This window comes from Jannaschia sp. S6380 (genome assembly GCF_023015695.1).
Classification (GTDB): Bacteria; Pseudomonadota; Alphaproteobacteria; order Rhodobacterales; family Rhodobacteraceae; genus Jannaschia.
In genome coordinates this window covers 544,412-559,503 of the sequence record NZ_JALKAS010000001.1, presented here as the reverse complement: position 1 = coordinate 559,503, position 15,092 = coordinate 544,412, and the positions used below count along the sequence as shown (strand labels likewise).

The following is a 15,092-nucleotide window of genomic DNA, read 5'->3' as shown; positions in this document are numbered from 1 at the left end:
GCCGGCAAGGTAACAGATCCATGACACTTCCCAATCGCGCCCCCCCGGTGTAGCGACACCGTCGTCGGAGGTGTGGCCGAGCGGTCGAAGGCACCGGTCTTGAAAACCGGCAGGCGCGAGAGCGTCTCGTGGGTTCGAATCCCACCGCCTCTGCCACCAGGGCCCCCGCGCCCCACCCCGAGGAGGAGGACCGGTCATGCGCCAGACCCTGCCTTTCGTCACCTTTCTTCTCGCCCTGCCGGCCGCGGCCCCTGCGATGGTGCCGGCACGCGATCTGGCGACACTGCCCCTGGCACGGCCGATCCCGGTTCAGGACGAGGCCGGTGACAGTTTCCGCCGGGCCCGCCGCGGCGATTTCGATATCCACGCCCGCATCCCATGCGCGCAGGAAGCCGGCGAGGCGATGATGGAATGCGACGTGGCCGTCGCCCGGGGTTCGGACGGATCGGCCACCGCGCGGGTCACGTTCCCGAACGGGTTCGCGCGGTTTCTGCAATTCGCGCGGAGTGAGTTCCTGCGGGCGGATGCGACGATGTCCGGCAACGGGACCGATACGGATTGGAAGGTCGTGGACGGCATGCACCTGATCCGGGTCGACGACCAACGCTATGCGCTGCCCGAGGCCCTGATCCGGGGCGAGTGAGGGCCGCGCCGTCGCGCGGCACGGCCCAGCTCGGCTCAGCCGCCGGGGGTGAGCTTGTGGATCGTCCCCTCGTCCACCGCGGCATAGAGGCTGCCATCCGGCCCCAGGACCAGCGAACGGAAGCGTCCGGCCTCCATCGGCAGGGTCATCTCGGTCACGTCGACGACCTCCATCCCGTCATCCGACAGCTCGATCACGTCGATGCGCTGTCCGATGGGCGTGCCACCGAAGCCGATGCCCATGATGCCGACGGCCATCGTGCCGTCCCAGTCGCCCCATTGCTCGCCTTCCAGGAACGCGGCCGAGGACGTGCCCTGCGACCAGCCGTTGTTGTCCCAGATGGGCGGCATCGCGTCGGGATAGGTCTCGAAATCCGTCATCGGCATGAAGGACGCCCGCTCGAACCGGTTCATCCCCTCGGCCTGGTTGGGCATGTAGCCGCAATAGCCGTCCGGGCAGTCGCCCCGGCCGGCCATGTTGTCGCGCGGGTCCCAACCGGCGTTGCCGCCGTTCTGCAGGACGGTGATCTCGTCGGAGTGCCAGGGCCCGTGTTCGGCCGTGATCGGCGTTCCGGTTTCGGGGTGGAAGGCGATGCCCTGCACGTTCCGATGCCCGTAGGTATAGGTCCGGGGGTCGAACCCTTCGGGCGGTGTGTTTTCGGCATGGGCGTTTCCATCCGTGTCCATCCGCAGCACCTTGGAGCCCATCATCGTGGGGCTTTGCGGCACCTCCTCGTTGTGGTTGTCGCCAGTGGTCAGCCACAGCGCGCCGTCGGCATCGAACCGCACGCGGCCACCGTTATGCGCACCGGGGCCGCCGAAGGGATGGTCGCTCGCCTCCATCTTGTAGGGGACGTCGTCGACGATGTCGGTGCGATCCGACACGTCGGAGAAATCATCGTTCACGACCAGCCGCATCAGCCGGTTGGTATGCGGATCCGACATGTTGGAGGTCGAATAGACGTAGATGCGGCGGTTCTCGGCGAAGTCGGGGTCGACGGCCACGCCCATCATGCCGGCCTGGCCCTCGCAGAACAGGTCGTCGGCGGTCGAGGCATAGCCTTCGCTCTCACTCATCCCCAGCAGCGCGTTCAGATCGCCCGACGGCATCAGGACCGACAGGCCCTTGCACTTCTCGGTGAAGAACATCGTCCCGTCGTCTAGGAACGCCATGTCCCAGGGGCTTTCCAGATCGGACAGCACGACGGTGTGTTGCAGGCTGGTGGTGTTCGGCCCCGATTGCGCATGCGCAGGCAGCGCGAAGGCAAGGCTTCCGGCCATCACGGGGATGAGCCAGTCCGTGGCTCTGATACGGTTTCGGTTCGGCATGGTATCCTCCCTGGAATCGATGCGGGGACCGGCGCGTGAGACCGGCGCGCCCGCTGCCCCGAACCGCGGCCCGGGGTCCTTTACCTTAGGTCAAGATTCTTTGATCCGACAACAGGTTTCGCCCCCATCCGGCGGACGGTGCCCGCCTTTGGGCGAATGGTCGCGGCGTCGCCGTCCTCGCGGGTTCAGTCGAATGCGGTCGTGACGTAGGACGCCAGATCGGCGATCTCCACGTCGGTCAGATCCTGTGCATGGGGGGCCATCAGGGCGGTGTTCGGGCCCACGGTCTCGCCGGCGCGGTACTGCTCCAGCCGCATCGCGACATAGTCGGCATCCTTGTCGGACAGCTTGGGGAAGCTGGCCATGCCCTGCGCCTTGGGGCCGTGGCAGTTGCGGCAGACATCCTGATAGAGCGCCTCGCCCGCCACGCCATCGGCGGCCAGCGCCGGCGCGCCCAGACCCAGAACGATGATCGCGGTCATCCTGTCGATCGGCACTGTCATATTCCCCCATCCGTCCCGACGACCCTCGGGCATTTCGGCGCGCCGTTCAAGGCGGATGCTTGCCCGCCGAGCCGCGTTCGCCCACCTTGGGCGCGCCGTCCGCGACAAGGGGCTGCACGATACGGAACCACGAATGCGCCCCACACCCGCCATTCTGATCCTCGCCGCCGGCGCCTCGTCGCGGATGCGCGGCGACGACAAGCTTCTGCAGGAGGTGGACGGCACGCCGCTTCTGCTGCGCGCCGTTCGGGCCGCCTGCGCCGTCTCGGACGAGGTGATCGTGACGCTGCCCCGGAACTCGCCCCGCCGCGCCTGGCTGGGCGATACGCCGGCGCGCCTGGTCGAGTTGGACGCCGGCGCGATGTCGGCCTCGATCCGCGCCGGGGTCGCGGCCTGCCGGGCGGAAGCCGTCCTGATCCATCTGGCCGACATGCCAGAGATCGACGCGGCCGCGTTCGACGCCTTGGCTACGGCCTGGCGGAACAGCGATGCCACGATCCTGCGTGCGACGGACGCGGATGGCCGACCGGGGCAGCCGGTCGTATTCGACCGCACGCATTTCGGCGCACTTTCCGACCTGTCGGGCGATACCGGCGCGAAACCGATCCTGGCACGCCACCGGGTCGCGACGCTGGCCCTGCCCGGCCGGGCCGCAACGACCGACCTCGACACGCCGGAGGACTGGGCCGCCTGGCGGGCCCGGCGCTAGTCGCCGGGGCCCAGAGCCACCTCCACCTCGCGCCGGTCGTCGCCATTGCGCAGGCGCAGGCGGACCGTGTCGCCCACCGCCTTGCGGTCGAGTTCGGCTAGCAGGTCGTCCAGGCTGGCTACCTCGGCACCGTCGATCGCCTCGATCACGTCGCCGGGGATCAGGCCCGCCGGGGTCAACCGCGCGGGCGCGATGCCGGCGGCCTCGGCCGGACCGCCGGCGATCACGTCCAGGACCAACACGCCCGGGTCCGCCCCATTCGCGCGCAGCAAGGCGTCGGCGCGGGGATCGCCCTGAATGCCCAGGCTGGGCGGCCGGTAGCGGCCCCGCGCGATCAGCTGCGGCACGACACGCGCCACCGTATCCGCCGGGACTGCGAAACCCACGCCCGCGCTGGCGCCCGACGGCGAATAGATCGCCGTGTTGACCCCGATCAGACGCCCCGCGCTGTCCAGGAGCGGGCCGCCCGAATTGCCCGGATTGATCGCTGCGTCGGTCTGGATCAAGCCACGGATGGTCACGCCCCTCGCGCCCGGCAGCTCCCGGTCCAGTGCGCTGACGATGCCGGTCGTCAGCGAAAAGTCGAGCCCGAACGGGTTGCCGATGGCGAAGACCTTTTGCCCCACCTGCAAGTCGCCGCTGGTTCCCAACGGAAGCGCGCGCATGCCGCGCATGCCGTTCACCCTCAGCACGGCCAAGTCGTGCCGCGGCGCCACGCCGACGAGCCGTGCCTGCAACGCCCGCCCGCCGGGCAGGCGCACCGTCGCGCCGGTCGCGCCCTCGATCACGTGGGCGTTGGTGACGACATGACCACCATCGCCCCAAACGAAACCGGAGCCGGACCCCCGCGGCACCTCGACCCCGCGCCGGAACATGTCGCGGGCCCGCGCCGTGGTAGCGATCGAGACGACGGAGCCTTGCGCCGCCTCGAACAGCGCGATTGTCGCGGCCTCGTCGGCGGCCAGATCGCCACGTGGCGTCACGGTCACCGGCGGGGCCAGCAGCGATTGCAGGCGCGGCGTGGCGAACGCGCCGAGCAGGACGCCGAGAAGCAAGACCAGCAGGATCGGAAACGAACGGGTCATGGGGCCGATCTAGGGTGTCGAAGGCAGCTTGGAAACGGCTGGGTCGCGGCATCCGTGAGCGCGCATCCATCAGGGAGAACGAGGGCCGCTTCCGGGCCGGCAGGATGCTCGCGGACGACCCATGGTTTTCTAGACGTTGTCCCGACACCCTGAGCGGGCACGCGCAAAATTCGTCCGATCTGAACGGGACCGGAATCCATAGCCGCGTTCGAGCGGTCCATTCCGTTCGGTCGGCGGCCGAAATCGGGGACGAAACCCGGCCACGACCGTCGGCGCATCGGGACCGGACGCGTCAGGCGTCGGCCAGCCGCCGCTCCCGCTCGGCGCGCAACCGGGCGAAGTCATCGCCCGCGTGATAGGACGACCGCGTCAGCGGCGTGGCCGAGACCATCAGGAAGCCCTTGCCCCAGGCGGCCTTCTCGTAGCCCGCGAACTCCTCGGGGGTGACGAAGCGGTCGACGCGGTGGTGCTTCGGCGTCGGCTGCAGGTACTGGCCGATGGTCAGGAAATCGATGTCCGCGGCGCGCATGTCGTCCATGACCTGCAGCACGGCCTGCCGATCCTCGCCGAGCCCCACCATGATCCCCGACTTCGTGAACATCGATGGGTCCAGTTCCTTCACGCGCTGCAACAGACGCAGCGAATGAAAGTAGCGCGCGCCCGGCCGAACCTCGGGGTAAAGGCCGGGGACCGTTTCCAGGTTGTGGTTGAAGACGTCCGGCTTCGCGGCCACCACCTCCTCCAGCGCCTCGGGGCCGCAGCGAATGAAATCGGGGGTCAGGATCTCGATCGTGGTGCCCGGCGACCGCTTGCGGATCGCGCGGATCGTCTGGGCGAAATGCGCGGCGCCGCCATCCTCGACATCGTCGCGATCGACGGACGTGACGACCACGTGGTTCAGGCCCAGCTTCTGGACGGCGTCGGCCACGCGGCCCGGCTCGAACACGTCCAGCGCCTCGGGCGGCTTGCCGGTGGCGATGTTGCAGAACGTGCAGGCCCGCGTGCAGACCTCGCCCATGATCATCATCGTGGCGTGACCCTGCGACCAGCACTCGCCCACGTTGGGGCAACCGGCCTCCTCGCAGACGGTGACCAGCTTGTGCTCCCGCATGATCCGGGCCGTCGCCTTGTAGCCCTCGCCCACCGGCGCCTTGACGCGGATCCAGTCCGGCTTTCGGGGCTGCGGGTTGTCGGGGCGACGTGCCTTTTCGGGGTGACGCTCGGCGGGAATCTTCAGGTCGCGCGGCATTCGGCGTCTCCTCTCCGGTCAAGGCTAGATAGGGCGCCGCGCCGGGCCTGTCGAGACCCGCCCCTCAGGTCGCGCGCATCGCCGGCCCGATGCGCAGCCGGTACTCCATCCCGTCCCGCGTGAAGGTCCGCTCCGCCTCACCCTGCAGCTGCGTCGGCAACAGCCGCGTCAGCATCGTCGTGCCGAACCCGGCATGTTCGGGATTGGCTGTCGGGCCGGTCCCGGTCTCCCGCCACTCCAAGTCCAGACCGCCATTTTCGGCCGGGGCCCATGCGATGGCCAGCCGTCCGGCCGAGCGGGACAGCGCCCCGTGCTTGACGGCGTTCGTCGCCAGTTCGTGCAGGCCCATCGTCAGCGCCTGCGCGGCCGGCGCCGTTAGCGCGACCGCGGCCCCGCCGATCGAGACGCGATTGCCCAGGACGGACTCGAACGGCTTCAGCGCGCCGCTGACCAGTTCCGCAACGGGCGCCCCCGTCCATTGTTCCCCACTGAGGATGCGGGTTGCATGCGTCAGCGCCTCGATCCGGGCGATCAGGGCTTCGCCGAAGGCGTCGACATCGGTGGCGCCGCGGGCCGATTGTTGCGCGATGACGCCGATCAGGCTGGCGAGGTTCGCCATCCGATGTTGCAGCTCGGACGCGATCGTCTCGTTCATGCGCTCCGCCAGCACTTCCGACGTGCGATCCTCGATCACGAGGACGATATGCCGGCCGTCCCGGCGATCCAGGGGCGAGACGCCAACCGTCCACCACCGATCCTCCCACCCCTCGTCGTCTCCATCGCCGGGCTGCACACGGTAGTATTCCCGATCCAGCACCACCGTCTCACCCCGGAGCGCGCGATCGTAGGCCCGCTCGAACCGCGCACGCCTTTCGTCCGTCTCGGCGAACACGTCCAGCATGCGCCGGCCGATGACTTCGGGGGGTACTGAGAGCATGGTCCGGAACCGGGTGTTCATGTCCACAATGCGGTGTTCGCGATCGAGAATCACAAGGGGGATGGCGACCGCCTCGAAGACGTCCTCCGGCGCGGACCTGCCGGTATCGTGAGTATCATTCATATCGCGCGAACTTGGCGAATGCCGCGGCCCGGCGCAATCCACGGCGGAGGGTATCAGGGTTCGATACGGCGATGCACCAGGTGCCGCGCCATTCGGGGGGCCGTCGACGGCGGACGGCGCTTGGGGCGTCGCATGACGGCGCCGGCCGGCTCACGCCTCGGCGATCAGGGCGTCGTGGCCGAGCGACAACCGATAGACCAGGCCGTCGGACGTGGGCTCCCGCCGCATCTCGCCACCGACCTGGGCCGGCACGATCTTCTGAAGGACGGTGGAGCCGAAGCCGGGCCTCGCCCCTTGAATGGATGCGGGCATGACGCCGCCTTCGCGCCACTGCAGGATCGCGCCCGCCTTCGTGTCCCTCTCCCACACGACCTCGACATGGCCGTCGGGTCCACGCAACGCCCCATGCTTGGTGGCATTCGTCGCAAGCTCGTGCAGACCCATCGCAATGGCCTGTGCCGCCCCGGCCCTCAGGTGCAGTGCCGGGCCCGCGATGCGAAGCCGGCCGGCGTCCCGCGGCGCGAACGGCGCGAGGCCGCGTTCGACCAGATCGCCCAGCAGGACGCCGCCGCGTTCGTTCTCGAGCAGCTGCTTGGTGGCGGAGGCGAGCGCCATCAGCCGGCCCTGGAACTTCTCGAGGAACACCTGCACGTCGGTCTCGTCGGCAGCGGAACGTCGGGCAAGGACCGACAGCAGGCCGAACAGGTTGTTCACGCGGTGCGTCATCTCGCCCAGCATCGTCTCGCGCAGGCTCTCGGCGCGCATACGGTCCGTGATGTCCTCCATCCGGATGAGGATGCGGCGATGCGGGCGATGCGCGCCGTCGACGGCATGCGCGATCATGCGCCAGGTCCTGTCGGAAAACGGCCCATCGTCGCCGGGCGGCAGAACGACCGGCTCGCGCGTGGCGCGCTGCCCGGCGATGGCCTCGTAGACCAACGCCGCGATCTCGCCCTGGGCATCGAACGGCACCGTCACGACATCGAAGAGACTGCGGCCAAGGATCGCATCGTCGGTCGAAAGGCCGACCTCGCGGCGAAAGACATCGCTCGCCTCGACGATTCGCAATTCGCCATCGACAATAAGAAGCGGCGCGGGGCTCCTGAGAAAAGCCGCACGAAAATCGACATCCTTCATTGCCAGACCCCACGCCCCCCGAGGCGACCCCCTGAGGACACATAACATTTCGCCTGTTTTGTGTCACTTGTGAAAGGCGCGCGGCGCGCCCTGTGGCGGATCAACCATCCTTCCACCCCCAAACGCATCTTTGCCGTCCGCCGGCACAAAGCTAGGTATGTGCGCAAGGGCTTCGTGGAGCATCCGGTGATGACGTTCGAAGAACAGGACCTTCTGTCCGCGGTGCCGCTGGCCTTCGTCAGGCTGGATCTCGATTTCATCATCCAGACCGCCAGCGACGACTACCTGGAAATGACGGGGGCGAAGGCGGAGGATGTGATCGGGCATTCCATCTTCGACGCCTTCCCCGTGGACCCCGACGATCCGTCGGACGCACCCGAGAGGTTGCGCGCATCGCTGGACCGGGTGGTGTGCAGCGGCGTGCGCGAGACGATGCCAGTCTTCCGCCATCCCATACCGATCCGGCGTGGTTCCGAAGTAACGTTCACGAACCAGTGGTGGCGCGCCACCAACGTTCCGATCCTGCAGGGCGGCAAGGTCGTCGGCATCGTTCACAACGGCTGGAACGCGACAGACCAGGTCCTGAAGCAGCGCGACCGCCGGATACGGCAGAAGGCCAGCCACAGGGTGAATTCCTTCGCCACGTGGGAATTCTCGCCGAAGACGGGACGCGGGATCACGTCGTCCGAACTGGCTCGTCTGTTCGAGTTGGACCGGCATAATGGCGAAGTGGACAGCCGGGTCTATTTCGACCGCTACCACCCCGACGACCGGGATCGCGTCGTGGCCGAGCTGGACAGACTGGCCAGCGCCCCATCGGGCACGACCTTCGAAATCGAACATCGGATCATCGGTAGCGACGGGGAAGTCCGATGGGTCCTCAACCTCGGCGAGGTCACCCGTCAGGACGATCAGGACCACGGCTGGCTCGTCGGCGCGACGATCGACAACACCCCGGCCCACCACCGCGAGGAGGCGCTGACGAAGGCGGTGTCCGACCGCGACGCCCTGCTTGGAAAGCAGAACATACTGCTGGCGGAGGTGAACCACCGCATCAAGAACTCGCTTCAGGTCGTATCCTCGATCCTCAATATCGACGCCCGCACGGCCCGGTCCGACGTGGCCCGCGATCGTCTGGCGCGCGCGGCTGGCCGGGTGCAGGCCGTCGCCTCCGTTCATGAACTGATCTATCGGGCAGGCCAGGTCTCGACGGTCGAGATCGGCGACTTCATTCCCAAGCTCTGCGATACGATGGCCGCGCAGGGCCCCGACGGAATCCGCCTGACATGTAGGGCCGATCCGGTATGCATCGATATCGATCGCGCGATCAGCTTGACGCTCCTGATCTACGAACTCGTCACGAATGCCTTGATCCATGCGTTCCGTGGGCGGGACACCGGGCATGTCGACGTCTCGGCCGTGCAGGATGACGGGGCGCTGCTGCTGGCGGTCAGCGATGACGGGATCGGAATGCCGCTCTCGGGCGTTGAGGCGGGAATGGGCACCCGCATCATCGCGGGGATGGTCCGGCAACTCGACGCGACGAAGGAAAGCGGTTCCGGCCCCGGTCACTCGGTCCGGCTGACGGTTCCGCTGGCAATGTGATCAATGGGCGAACGCAAACTTGAGGACGACCGGCCGCTGCGCGTGCTCGTGGTCGAGGACGAGGGGCTGATCGCCCTGGATCTGGAAATGCAGGTCGAGGGGGCAGGCCATCGGGTCGTGGGCATCGCCGTCGACATCGCCGAATGCCGCGCGCAGGCGATGGCCCTTCGGCCCGACGTCGCGTTGATGGATTTCCGGTTGCGCAACGGCGACACGGGCGCCGACGCCGGTCTTATGCTGCGCCGGGAGTTCGACGTGCCCTGCATCTTCGTCAGCGGCAACCTGGATACGGTGACGCGCAACGTGCTGACGGCGCTGGACCCAGTGGCCTTCGTCGGCAAGCCGGTCCTGCCGTCGGAGATCCGCGACGCGTTGGGCTGCGCCGCGCTGCGCCTGCGGGGCGGCGACTAGGTCCGATCCCCCTGCCCCACCCGGCGCGTCCAACCCCAGAGGCAGACCAATTCCATCACCACATGCGCCCCCGCGATGGCGGTGGCCCCGGTCGTGTCATAGGGTGGCGAGACCTCGACCACATCGCCACCGACGAGGTTCACCCCCGCCAGGTCCCGCAGGATCGCCGCCGCCTGCCCGCTCGACAGCCCGCCCCAGACCGGCGTCCCGGTGCCGGGCGCGAAGGCGGGGTCGAGGCAGTCGATATCGAAGGTCAGGTAGGCGGGTCGGTCGGCCACCACTGCCTTGATGCGGCGCGCGACCTCGCCCGGCGCGGCCTCGTGCACGGCGCGCGCGTCAATCGTGGTAACACCCATCGTGTCAGGGTTCACCGTGCGGATGCCGACCTGAACGCTGGTCGCCGGGTCGATCACGCCCGTCTTGACCGCCTTGTAGAACATCGTGCCATGGTCGATCCGGTCCATGTCGTCGTCGGGCCAGGTGTCGGAATGGGCATCGAAATGGATCAGGCTGAGGGGGCCGTATTTCTCGGCATGGGCCTGCAGGATGGGAAAGCTGACATAGTGATCCCCGCCCATGGCGATGCAACCTGCATCGTGGGCCAGGATCCCCCGCACGTGATCGCGCAGCGCACCTGGAAAATCGGCGACCTTGGCATAGTCGAACCCGACATCGCCGTAATCGGCCACCGCGAACTCGTCGAGCGGAGAATAGCCCCAGTAATAGGGCGGATCGAAGGGTTGCAGCGCGGACGCCTCGCGGATGGCGCGCGGGCCGAAGCGGGTGCCGGGCCGATGCGTCACCGCCTGGTCGAAGGGCACGCCTGTGATGGCGAGGTCATAGCCCGCCAGATCCTTGGTATAGGCGCGGCGGAAGATCGATGTGGCGCCGCCGAACGCGTTCTCGAAGTTCAGGCCCCTGGGGTCCTTGCGCGTGAACGCCCCGTCCACCTGATCGCGCGCGTCCTGCAATGCCATAGCCGCCTCCCTTCCGTTTGGCCGCGACCACATCATGGGCTGGACGAAAGGGAAAGCCTCTCGACACCCCTGCCCCATGCGTTAGGTCACCAGCATGTCCGACACCGACCTGCGCACCCAGTTCATCCACGCCATGTCCCGCGCCGCCGCGACGGTCAGCGTGGTCACGACCGATGGTCCGGGCGGCCGCGCCGGCGTCACGGTCAGCGCGATGACCAGCGTGTCGGCCGATGGCGACACGCCGACGATGCTGGTCTGCATCAACCGGGGCGCGTCGGCGGCCGGGCCGATCCTGACCAATGGCTGCTTCGCGGTGAACGTGCTGGAGGCGCATCAGCAGGACGTGGCGGACACGTTCGCCGGCCGCACCGACGCGCCGGGCGGCGACAGGTTCGCGGACACGGCCTGGGACGTGCTGGCAACGGGCGCCCCGGTCCTGCATGGCCTTGCGGGCTTCGATTGCGAGGTGCAGAGCGCCGATTTGGTAGGCACGCATCACGTCATCATCGGTGCGGTCCGGGCCGTGCGCGTGGCCGAGGAAGGCGCGCCCCTGATCTACGGAATGCGGGCGTACCTGCGGGCGGAGAAGGCCTGAACCGTCAGCGCCGGGCCGCGGCCCAGGCGAGGCGGAGATAGCTTCGCAGCGGGTTCAGCCGGGGCACCTCGCCCGGGCGTCGCGCGAAGGCCTCCAGCAAGGGTCGCGTATCCGACAGGACCAGAAGCACCGGCCGCGCGTCCCTTGGCATGCGCGCCTGCCTGAACCGGCCGAGCGCCGAAAGGCCCGTCTCCGCCAGTTCGCGCACCTGCGCCGCGGCGTCGCCCGGCGGCAAGGGATGACGCCCCTTGGCCGTCAGCTCCCGCGCCGCGACCAGCCAGTTCGCAATCCCCTGGGCCAGGCCCGCATCGCGCGCGGCGGGTTCGTCCCCGGCCCCGGCCAGTCGCGCAGCCGTCCAGAGGAGCGTGCCCGAGGTGCGGTCGAGGTAGCGGACCAGGTCGGCCTGCGTGTCGAACCGGGGGCCGTCGATATCGGCACGGCGGGCATCGACAAGGTCGTCCAGATCGCGCGTGCCCTGCGCGTCGAGCGTCGCGGCAAGCGGCGTGACGACTTCGTGCCGCCGGACGGGCCCACCACCCGCAATCTCGGCCAGGGCGTCGCGCCACCATTGCAGGCGCATCTCGGCGATCATCGGCTCCTGCGTCAGCCACGGCGCGCGCGCCACCTCGAGGTTGAAGGCGTAAAGGGGGAACAGCATCCGGCGCAGGTCGACCGGCGCGGCCATCACGGCGCGAAAGCGGCCTGGGTCGCCGCGCTGCACCAGCCCCGCGCAGGCGGCGATGCCTTCGTCCGGGGTCACTGCACCAGTTTCCAGCGCACTGCGTCCAGCAGTGCCTCGAAACTCGCATCAACGATGTTCGGGCTGACCCCGACGGTGGACCAGCGGCGGCCGGCATCGTCCTCGTGGTCGATCAGGACGCGGGTGACGGCCTCGGTCCCGCCCTGCATGATGCGGACGCGGAAATCCTTCAGGCGCATGTCGGCGATGGCGTCCTGATACCGGCCCAGATCCTTGGCGAGCGCCTTCGAGAGCGCGTTGACCGGGCCGCGATCGCTGCCCGCCTCGTCGAGGCTGTCGCTGACCGACAGGCGCTTTTCGCCATCGACCTTCACCACGACCACGGCCTCCGACAGGGTGACCATCCGGTCGCGCTTGTTCTTCCGCCGCTCGACGGTGACGCGATAGCGTTTCACCTCGAACAGGTCGGGCATCAGGCCCAGTTCCTCCCGCGCGATCAGCTCGAAGCTCGCGGGCGCCATGTCGTAGGCATAGCCGCGATCCTCGCGATCCTTCACGCGGGTCAGAATACGCCGCATCTGGTCGTCATCCCCCGAAAGGTCCAGATCGGCCAGACGCTTGCGCAGGTTCGACAGGCCGGCCTGGTTCGACATCGGCACGATCCGGGCGTTGCCGACCGCTTCGGGCGGGATGTGTTCGTAGGTCGTGGGGTCCTTCAGGATCGCGCTCGCATGCAGGCCCGCCTTGTGCGCGAAGGCCGAGGCGCCGACATAGGCCGCCTCACGCCGGGGGACGCGGTTCAGAATGTCGTCGAGGCGCCGCGAGACCTGCATCAGCTGCGGCAGGTCGGCCCGATCGATACCGGTCTCGTAGGTCTCGGCATAGGGTGCCTTGAGCAGCAGCGTCGGGATCAGCGCGGTCAGGTTGGCGTTGCCGCAGCGTTCGCCCAGCCCGTTCAGCGTGCCCTGCACTTGCCGGGCGCCGGCATCGACGGCGGCGAGGGTTCCGGCGACGGCCTGTTCGGTATCGTTATGGGTATGGATGCCGAGGCGGTCGCCGGGGATGCCGGCGTCGATCACGGCGCGCACCGTCTCGGCGATGCGGGCGGGCATGGTGCCGCCGTTCGTGTCGCAGAGCACGACCCAACGGGCGCCGGCGTCGAGCGCGGTCCGCGCGCAGGCCAGCGCGTATTCGGGGTCGCTGTCGTAGCCGTCGAAGAAATGTTCCGCGTCGAACAGCGCCTCGCGCCCCTCGGCCACGAGATGCGCGACCGAGTCGCGGATGGCCTCCAGGTTCTCCTCCAATGTGACGCCGAGGGCGGTTTCCACGTGAAAAGGATGCGTTTTTCCGACAAGGCAAACGGCGGGCGTGCGGGCGTTTAGGACGGCGGCCAGCACGTCGTCATTGGCGGCGGACCGGCCCGCGCGCTTGGTCATGCCGAAGGCGGTCATCGTGGCGCGCAGGCGGGGCGCGTCGTCGAAGAACTCGCTGTCGGTGGGATTGGCGCCGGGCCAGCCACCTTCGACGTAATCGAGACCGAGCGCGTCGAGGAGGGCCGCGATCTCGTGTTTTTCGGCGGCCGAGAATTGGACGCCCTGCGTCTGCTGCCCGTCCCGGAGGGTCGTGTCGTAGAGGTAGAGACGGTCGGTCATCGGACCCTCCGATCGAGGTATTCGTGGCACGTGGCCGACGGACGATCCGCGTCCGGCATGTCCGGGATCACACCAGCCCCTCCAGTTTCGCGGGGTCGAAGCCGGGACCGGCGTCCCACCCCCGGCCCTTGCCATCGGTCACGACCACGCCCGCAGCGAGAAGCGCGTCGCGAATCCGGTCGGCCCTTGCCCAGTCCTTGTTCGCGCGCGCTTCGAGCCGGGCGGCCAGCACTGCCTCGACCAGGGGGGCATCGCCCTCGGCGGCCCAGGAGCCTATATCCTCGCCAAGCAGGCCGAGAACCCCCGCAGACGCCTTCAGCGCGGCGCCGTCGCCGGCCTTGGCCAGACGGTGCAACTCGGCGATGGCGCCGGGGGCGTTCAGGTCGTCGCGCAGGGCGGCGAGGACCGCATCGTCGATGACACCCCCATCGGTCACCAGCGCCCGCCACTTGCGTAAGGTGGCTTCGGCCTCCCGCGCCTTTCCTTCCGTCCAGTCCATCGGCTTGGAGTAGTGCGTCGAGAGGAACACGAAGCGGATCACCTCGCCGGGGATGCCCCGGTCCAGCAGATCGCGGACGGTGAAGAAGTTGCCAAGCGACTTGGACATCTTCCGACCCTCGACCATCAGCATCTCGTTGTGCAGCCAGATGTTTGCGAAGCCCGCGCCGGGATCGGCGCAGCAGGATTGCGCGCGCTCGTTCTCGTGATGCGGGAACATCAGGTCGTTGCCGCCGCCATGGATGTCGAAATGCGGACCCAGGATCGCTTTCGACATGGCCGAGCATTCGATGTGCCAGCCGGGGCGGCCGCGGCCCCAGGGGCTGTCCCAGCCGGGCTCGCCCTCGCCCGAGGGTTTCCAGAGAACGAAGTCCATCGCGTCGCGCTTGTAGGGCGCGACCTCGACCCGGGCGCCGGCGATCATGTCGTCGACCGACCGGCCCGAGAGCGCGCCGTAGCCCTCATAGGACGCGACGGAAAACAGCACGTGGCCTTCGGCGGCATAGGCATGGTCGGATGCGATCAGCCCTTCGATCATCGTGACCATGTCGCCGATATGGTCGGTGGCGCGCGGCATGTGGGTCGGCTCCAACGTGCCGAGCGCGGCCATGTCGTCCAGATACCAGCCGGTCGTCTCGGCGGTGATGTCGGCGATGTCGCGGTCGGTCTCGTCGGCGCGGGCGATGATCTTGTCGTCCACGTCGGTGAAGTTGCGCACGTAGGTCACGTGATCCGCGCCGTAGTCGTGGCGCAGCAGGCGGAACAGGAGGTCGAACAGGATCACGTTGCGGGCATTGCCCAGATGCGCGCGATCATAGACCGTCGGACCGCAGAGGTAGAGCCGCACATTCGCCGGGTCGATCGGGGCGAACGTCTCCACCCGGCGGGTCATCGAATTGCGCAGGCGTATCTCGGGCCGATCCATCGGACCTCTCCTCGT

At 68.4% G+C, this 15,092-nt stretch carries 15 protein-coding genes and 1 tRNA gene; 6 read left to right on the top strand and 10 right to left on the bottom strand.

From position 1 onward, the window contains the following. The first annotated feature begins 66 nt into the window (after positions 1–66). A tRNA-Ser gene (locus tag MWU52_RS02900) sits at positions 67–156 on the top strand. 40 nt (positions 157–196) lie between these two features. Beyond that, a complete protein-coding gene (locus MWU52_RS02895) occupies positions 197–643 on the top strand; it encodes a hypothetical protein (RefSeq protein ID WP_246949238.1) in 447 nt (148 codons plus the stop codon). A gap of 35 nt (positions 644–678) precedes the next feature. On the opposite strand, the gene MWU52_RS02890 is transcribed toward MWU52_RS02895, so the two are convergent. Continuing rightward, complete coding sequence (locus MWU52_RS02890) at positions 679–1,971, bottom strand: PQQ-dependent sugar dehydrogenase (RefSeq protein WP_246949235.1); 1,293 nt, start codon at positions 1,969–1,971, stop codon at positions 679–681. Between the two features lie 185 nt (positions 1,972–2,156). Continuing rightward, positions 2,157–2,453, bottom strand: a complete 297-nt coding sequence (locus MWU52_RS02885; protein ID WP_246949232.1) for a c-type cytochrome — start codon at positions 2,451–2,453, stop codon at positions 2,157–2,159. A gap of 154 nt (positions 2,454–2,607) precedes the next feature. On the opposite strand from MWU52_RS02885, the gene MWU52_RS02880 reads away from it, so the two are divergent. Next, positions 2,608–3,183, top strand: a complete 576-nt coding sequence (locus MWU52_RS02880; protein ID WP_246949230.1) for a nucleotidyltransferase family protein — start codon at positions 2,608–2,610, stop codon at positions 3,181–3,183. Here MWU52_RS02880 and MWU52_RS02875 read toward each other — a convergent pair. The 4 genes from MWU52_RS02875 to MWU52_RS02860 all read right to left on the bottom strand — a co-directional run bounded on the left by MWU52_RS02875 (position 3,180) and on the right by MWU52_RS02860 (position 7,714). Continuing rightward, positions 3,180–4,268: a trypsin-like peptidase domain-containing protein gene (locus MWU52_RS02875; protein WP_246949228.1), complete on the bottom strand. Its 1,089-nt coding sequence runs from the start codon at positions 4,266–4,268 to the stop codon at positions 3,180–3,182. The two genes, MWU52_RS02880 and MWU52_RS02875, sit on opposite strands and share 4 nt — an antisense overlap. Positions 4,269–4,560: 292 nt before the next feature. Then, on the bottom strand, positions 4,561–5,517 hold the full coding sequence (lipA, locus tag MWU52_RS02870; RefSeq protein WP_246949225.1) for a lipoyl synthase: 957 nt from the start codon (positions 5,515–5,517) through the stop codon (positions 4,561–4,563). Positions 5,518–5,581: 64 nt separating this feature from the next. After that, positions 5,582–6,577: an HWE histidine kinase domain-containing protein gene (locus MWU52_RS02865; RefSeq protein WP_246949222.1), complete on the bottom strand. Its 996-nt coding sequence runs from the start codon at positions 6,575–6,577 to the stop codon at positions 5,582–5,584. Between the two features lie 150 nt (positions 6,578–6,727). Next, positions 6,728–7,714: a PAS domain-containing sensor histidine kinase gene (locus tag MWU52_RS02860; protein WP_246949220.1), complete on the bottom strand. Its 987-nt coding sequence runs from the start codon at positions 7,712–7,714 to the stop codon at positions 6,728–6,730. A 189-nt stretch (positions 7,715–7,903) separates the two neighbouring features. On the opposite strand from MWU52_RS02860, the gene MWU52_RS02855 reads away from it, so the two are divergent. Together MWU52_RS02855 and MWU52_RS02850 are read left to right on the top strand one after the other, a co-directional pair. Next, complete coding sequence (locus tag MWU52_RS02855) at positions 7,904–9,319, top strand: histidine kinase dimerization/phosphoacceptor domain -containing protein (protein ID WP_246949218.1); 1,416 nt, start codon at positions 7,904–7,906, stop codon at positions 9,317–9,319. Between the two features lie 3 nt (positions 9,320–9,322). Further along, on the top strand, positions 9,323–9,730 hold the full coding sequence (locus tag MWU52_RS02850) for a response regulator (protein ID WP_246949217.1): 408 nt from the start codon (positions 9,323–9,325) through the stop codon (positions 9,728–9,730). Here the strand turns inward: MWU52_RS02850 and speB are convergent. After that, positions 9,727–10,707: an agmatinase gene (gene speB / locus MWU52_RS02845; RefSeq protein WP_246949215.1), complete on the bottom strand. Its 981-nt coding sequence runs from the start codon at positions 10,705–10,707 to the stop codon at positions 9,727–9,729. The two genes, MWU52_RS02850 and speB, sit on opposite strands and share 4 nt — an antisense overlap. A gap of 94 nt (positions 10,708–10,801) precedes the next feature. On the opposite strand from speB, the gene MWU52_RS02840 reads away from it, so the two are divergent. Then, positions 10,802–11,302 carry a flavin reductase family protein gene (locus MWU52_RS02840; RefSeq protein WP_246949213.1) on the top strand — a complete coding sequence of 167 codons (501 nt, stop codon included), beginning with the start codon at positions 10,802–10,804 and terminating at the stop codon, positions 11,300–11,302. 4 nt (positions 11,303–11,306) lie between these two features. On the opposite strand, the gene MWU52_RS02835 is transcribed toward MWU52_RS02840, so the two are convergent. From MWU52_RS02835 to cysS, 3 genes are all read right to left on the bottom strand, one after another. Next, on the bottom strand, positions 11,307–12,062 hold the full coding sequence (locus MWU52_RS02835) for a squalene/phytoene synthase family protein (RefSeq protein ID WP_246949211.1): 756 nt from the start codon (positions 12,060–12,062) through the stop codon (positions 11,307–11,309). After that, the gene (gene cimA / locus MWU52_RS02830) at positions 12,059–13,654 is read right to left on the bottom strand and encodes a citramalate synthase (RefSeq protein WP_246949209.1); all 1,596 of its coding nucleotides are present in this window, start codon (positions 13,652–13,654) and stop codon (positions 12,059–12,061) included. The genes MWU52_RS02835 and cimA overlap by 4 nt, the downstream gene beginning before the upstream one ends. A gap of 67 nt (positions 13,655–13,721) precedes the next feature. Further along, the gene (gene cysS, locus MWU52_RS02825) at positions 13,722–15,077 is read right to left on the bottom strand and encodes a cysteine--tRNA ligase (protein WP_246949208.1); all 1,356 of its coding nucleotides are present in this window, start codon (positions 15,075–15,077) and stop codon (positions 13,722–13,724) included. Positions 15,078–15,092: the final 15 nt, after the last annotated feature.

Bases quoted from the DNA above. Each gene is read 5' to 3' on its own strand.
- MWU52_RS02895 (WP_246949238.1), top strand. From the start codon at position 197: ATGCGCCAGACCCTGCCTTTCGTCACCTTTCTTCTCGCCCTGCCGGCC.
- MWU52_RS02890 (WP_246949235.1), bottom strand. From the start codon at position 1,971: ATGCCGAACCGAAACCGTATCAGAGCCACGGACTGGCTCATCCCCGTG.
- MWU52_RS02885 (WP_246949232.1), bottom strand. From the start codon at position 2,453: ATGACCGCGATCATCGTTCTGGGTCTGGGCGCGCCGGCGCTGGCCGCC.
- MWU52_RS02880 (WP_246949230.1), top strand. From the start codon at position 2,608: ATGCGCCCCACACCCGCCATTCTGATCCTCGCCGCCGGCGCCTCGTCG.
- MWU52_RS02875 (WP_246949228.1), bottom strand. From the start codon at position 4,268: ATGACCCGTTCGTTTCCGATCCTGCTGGTCTTGCTTCTCGGCGTCCTG.
- lipA (WP_246949225.1), bottom strand. From the start codon at position 5,517: ATGCCGCGCGACCTGAAGATTCCCGCCGAGCGTCACCCCGAAAAGGCA.
- MWU52_RS02865 (WP_246949222.1), bottom strand. From the start codon at position 6,577: ATGAATGATACTCACGATACCGGCAGGTCCGCGCCGGAGGACGTCTTC.
- MWU52_RS02860 (WP_246949220.1), bottom strand. From the start codon at position 7,714: ATGAAGGATGTCGATTTTCGTGCGGCTTTTCTCAGGAGCCCCGCGCCG.
- MWU52_RS02855 (WP_246949218.1), top strand. From the start codon at position 7,904: ATGACGTTCGAAGAACAGGACCTTCTGTCCGCGGTGCCGCTGGCCTTC.
- MWU52_RS02850 (WP_246949217.1), top strand. From the start codon at position 9,323: ATGGGCGAACGCAAACTTGAGGACGACCGGCCGCTGCGCGTGCTCGTG.
- speB (WP_246949215.1), bottom strand. From the start codon at position 10,707: ATGGCATTGCAGGACGCGCGCGATCAGGTGGACGGGGCGTTCACGCGC.
- MWU52_RS02840 (WP_246949213.1), top strand. From the start codon at position 10,802: ATGTCCGACACCGACCTGCGCACCCAGTTCATCCACGCCATGTCCCGC.
- cimA (WP_246949209.1), bottom strand. From the start codon at position 13,654: ATGACCGACCGTCTCTACCTCTACGACACGACCCTCCGGGACGGGCAG.
- cysS (WP_246949208.1), bottom strand. From the start codon at position 15,077: ATGGATCGGCCCGAGATACGCCTGCGCAATTCGATGACCCGCCGGGTG.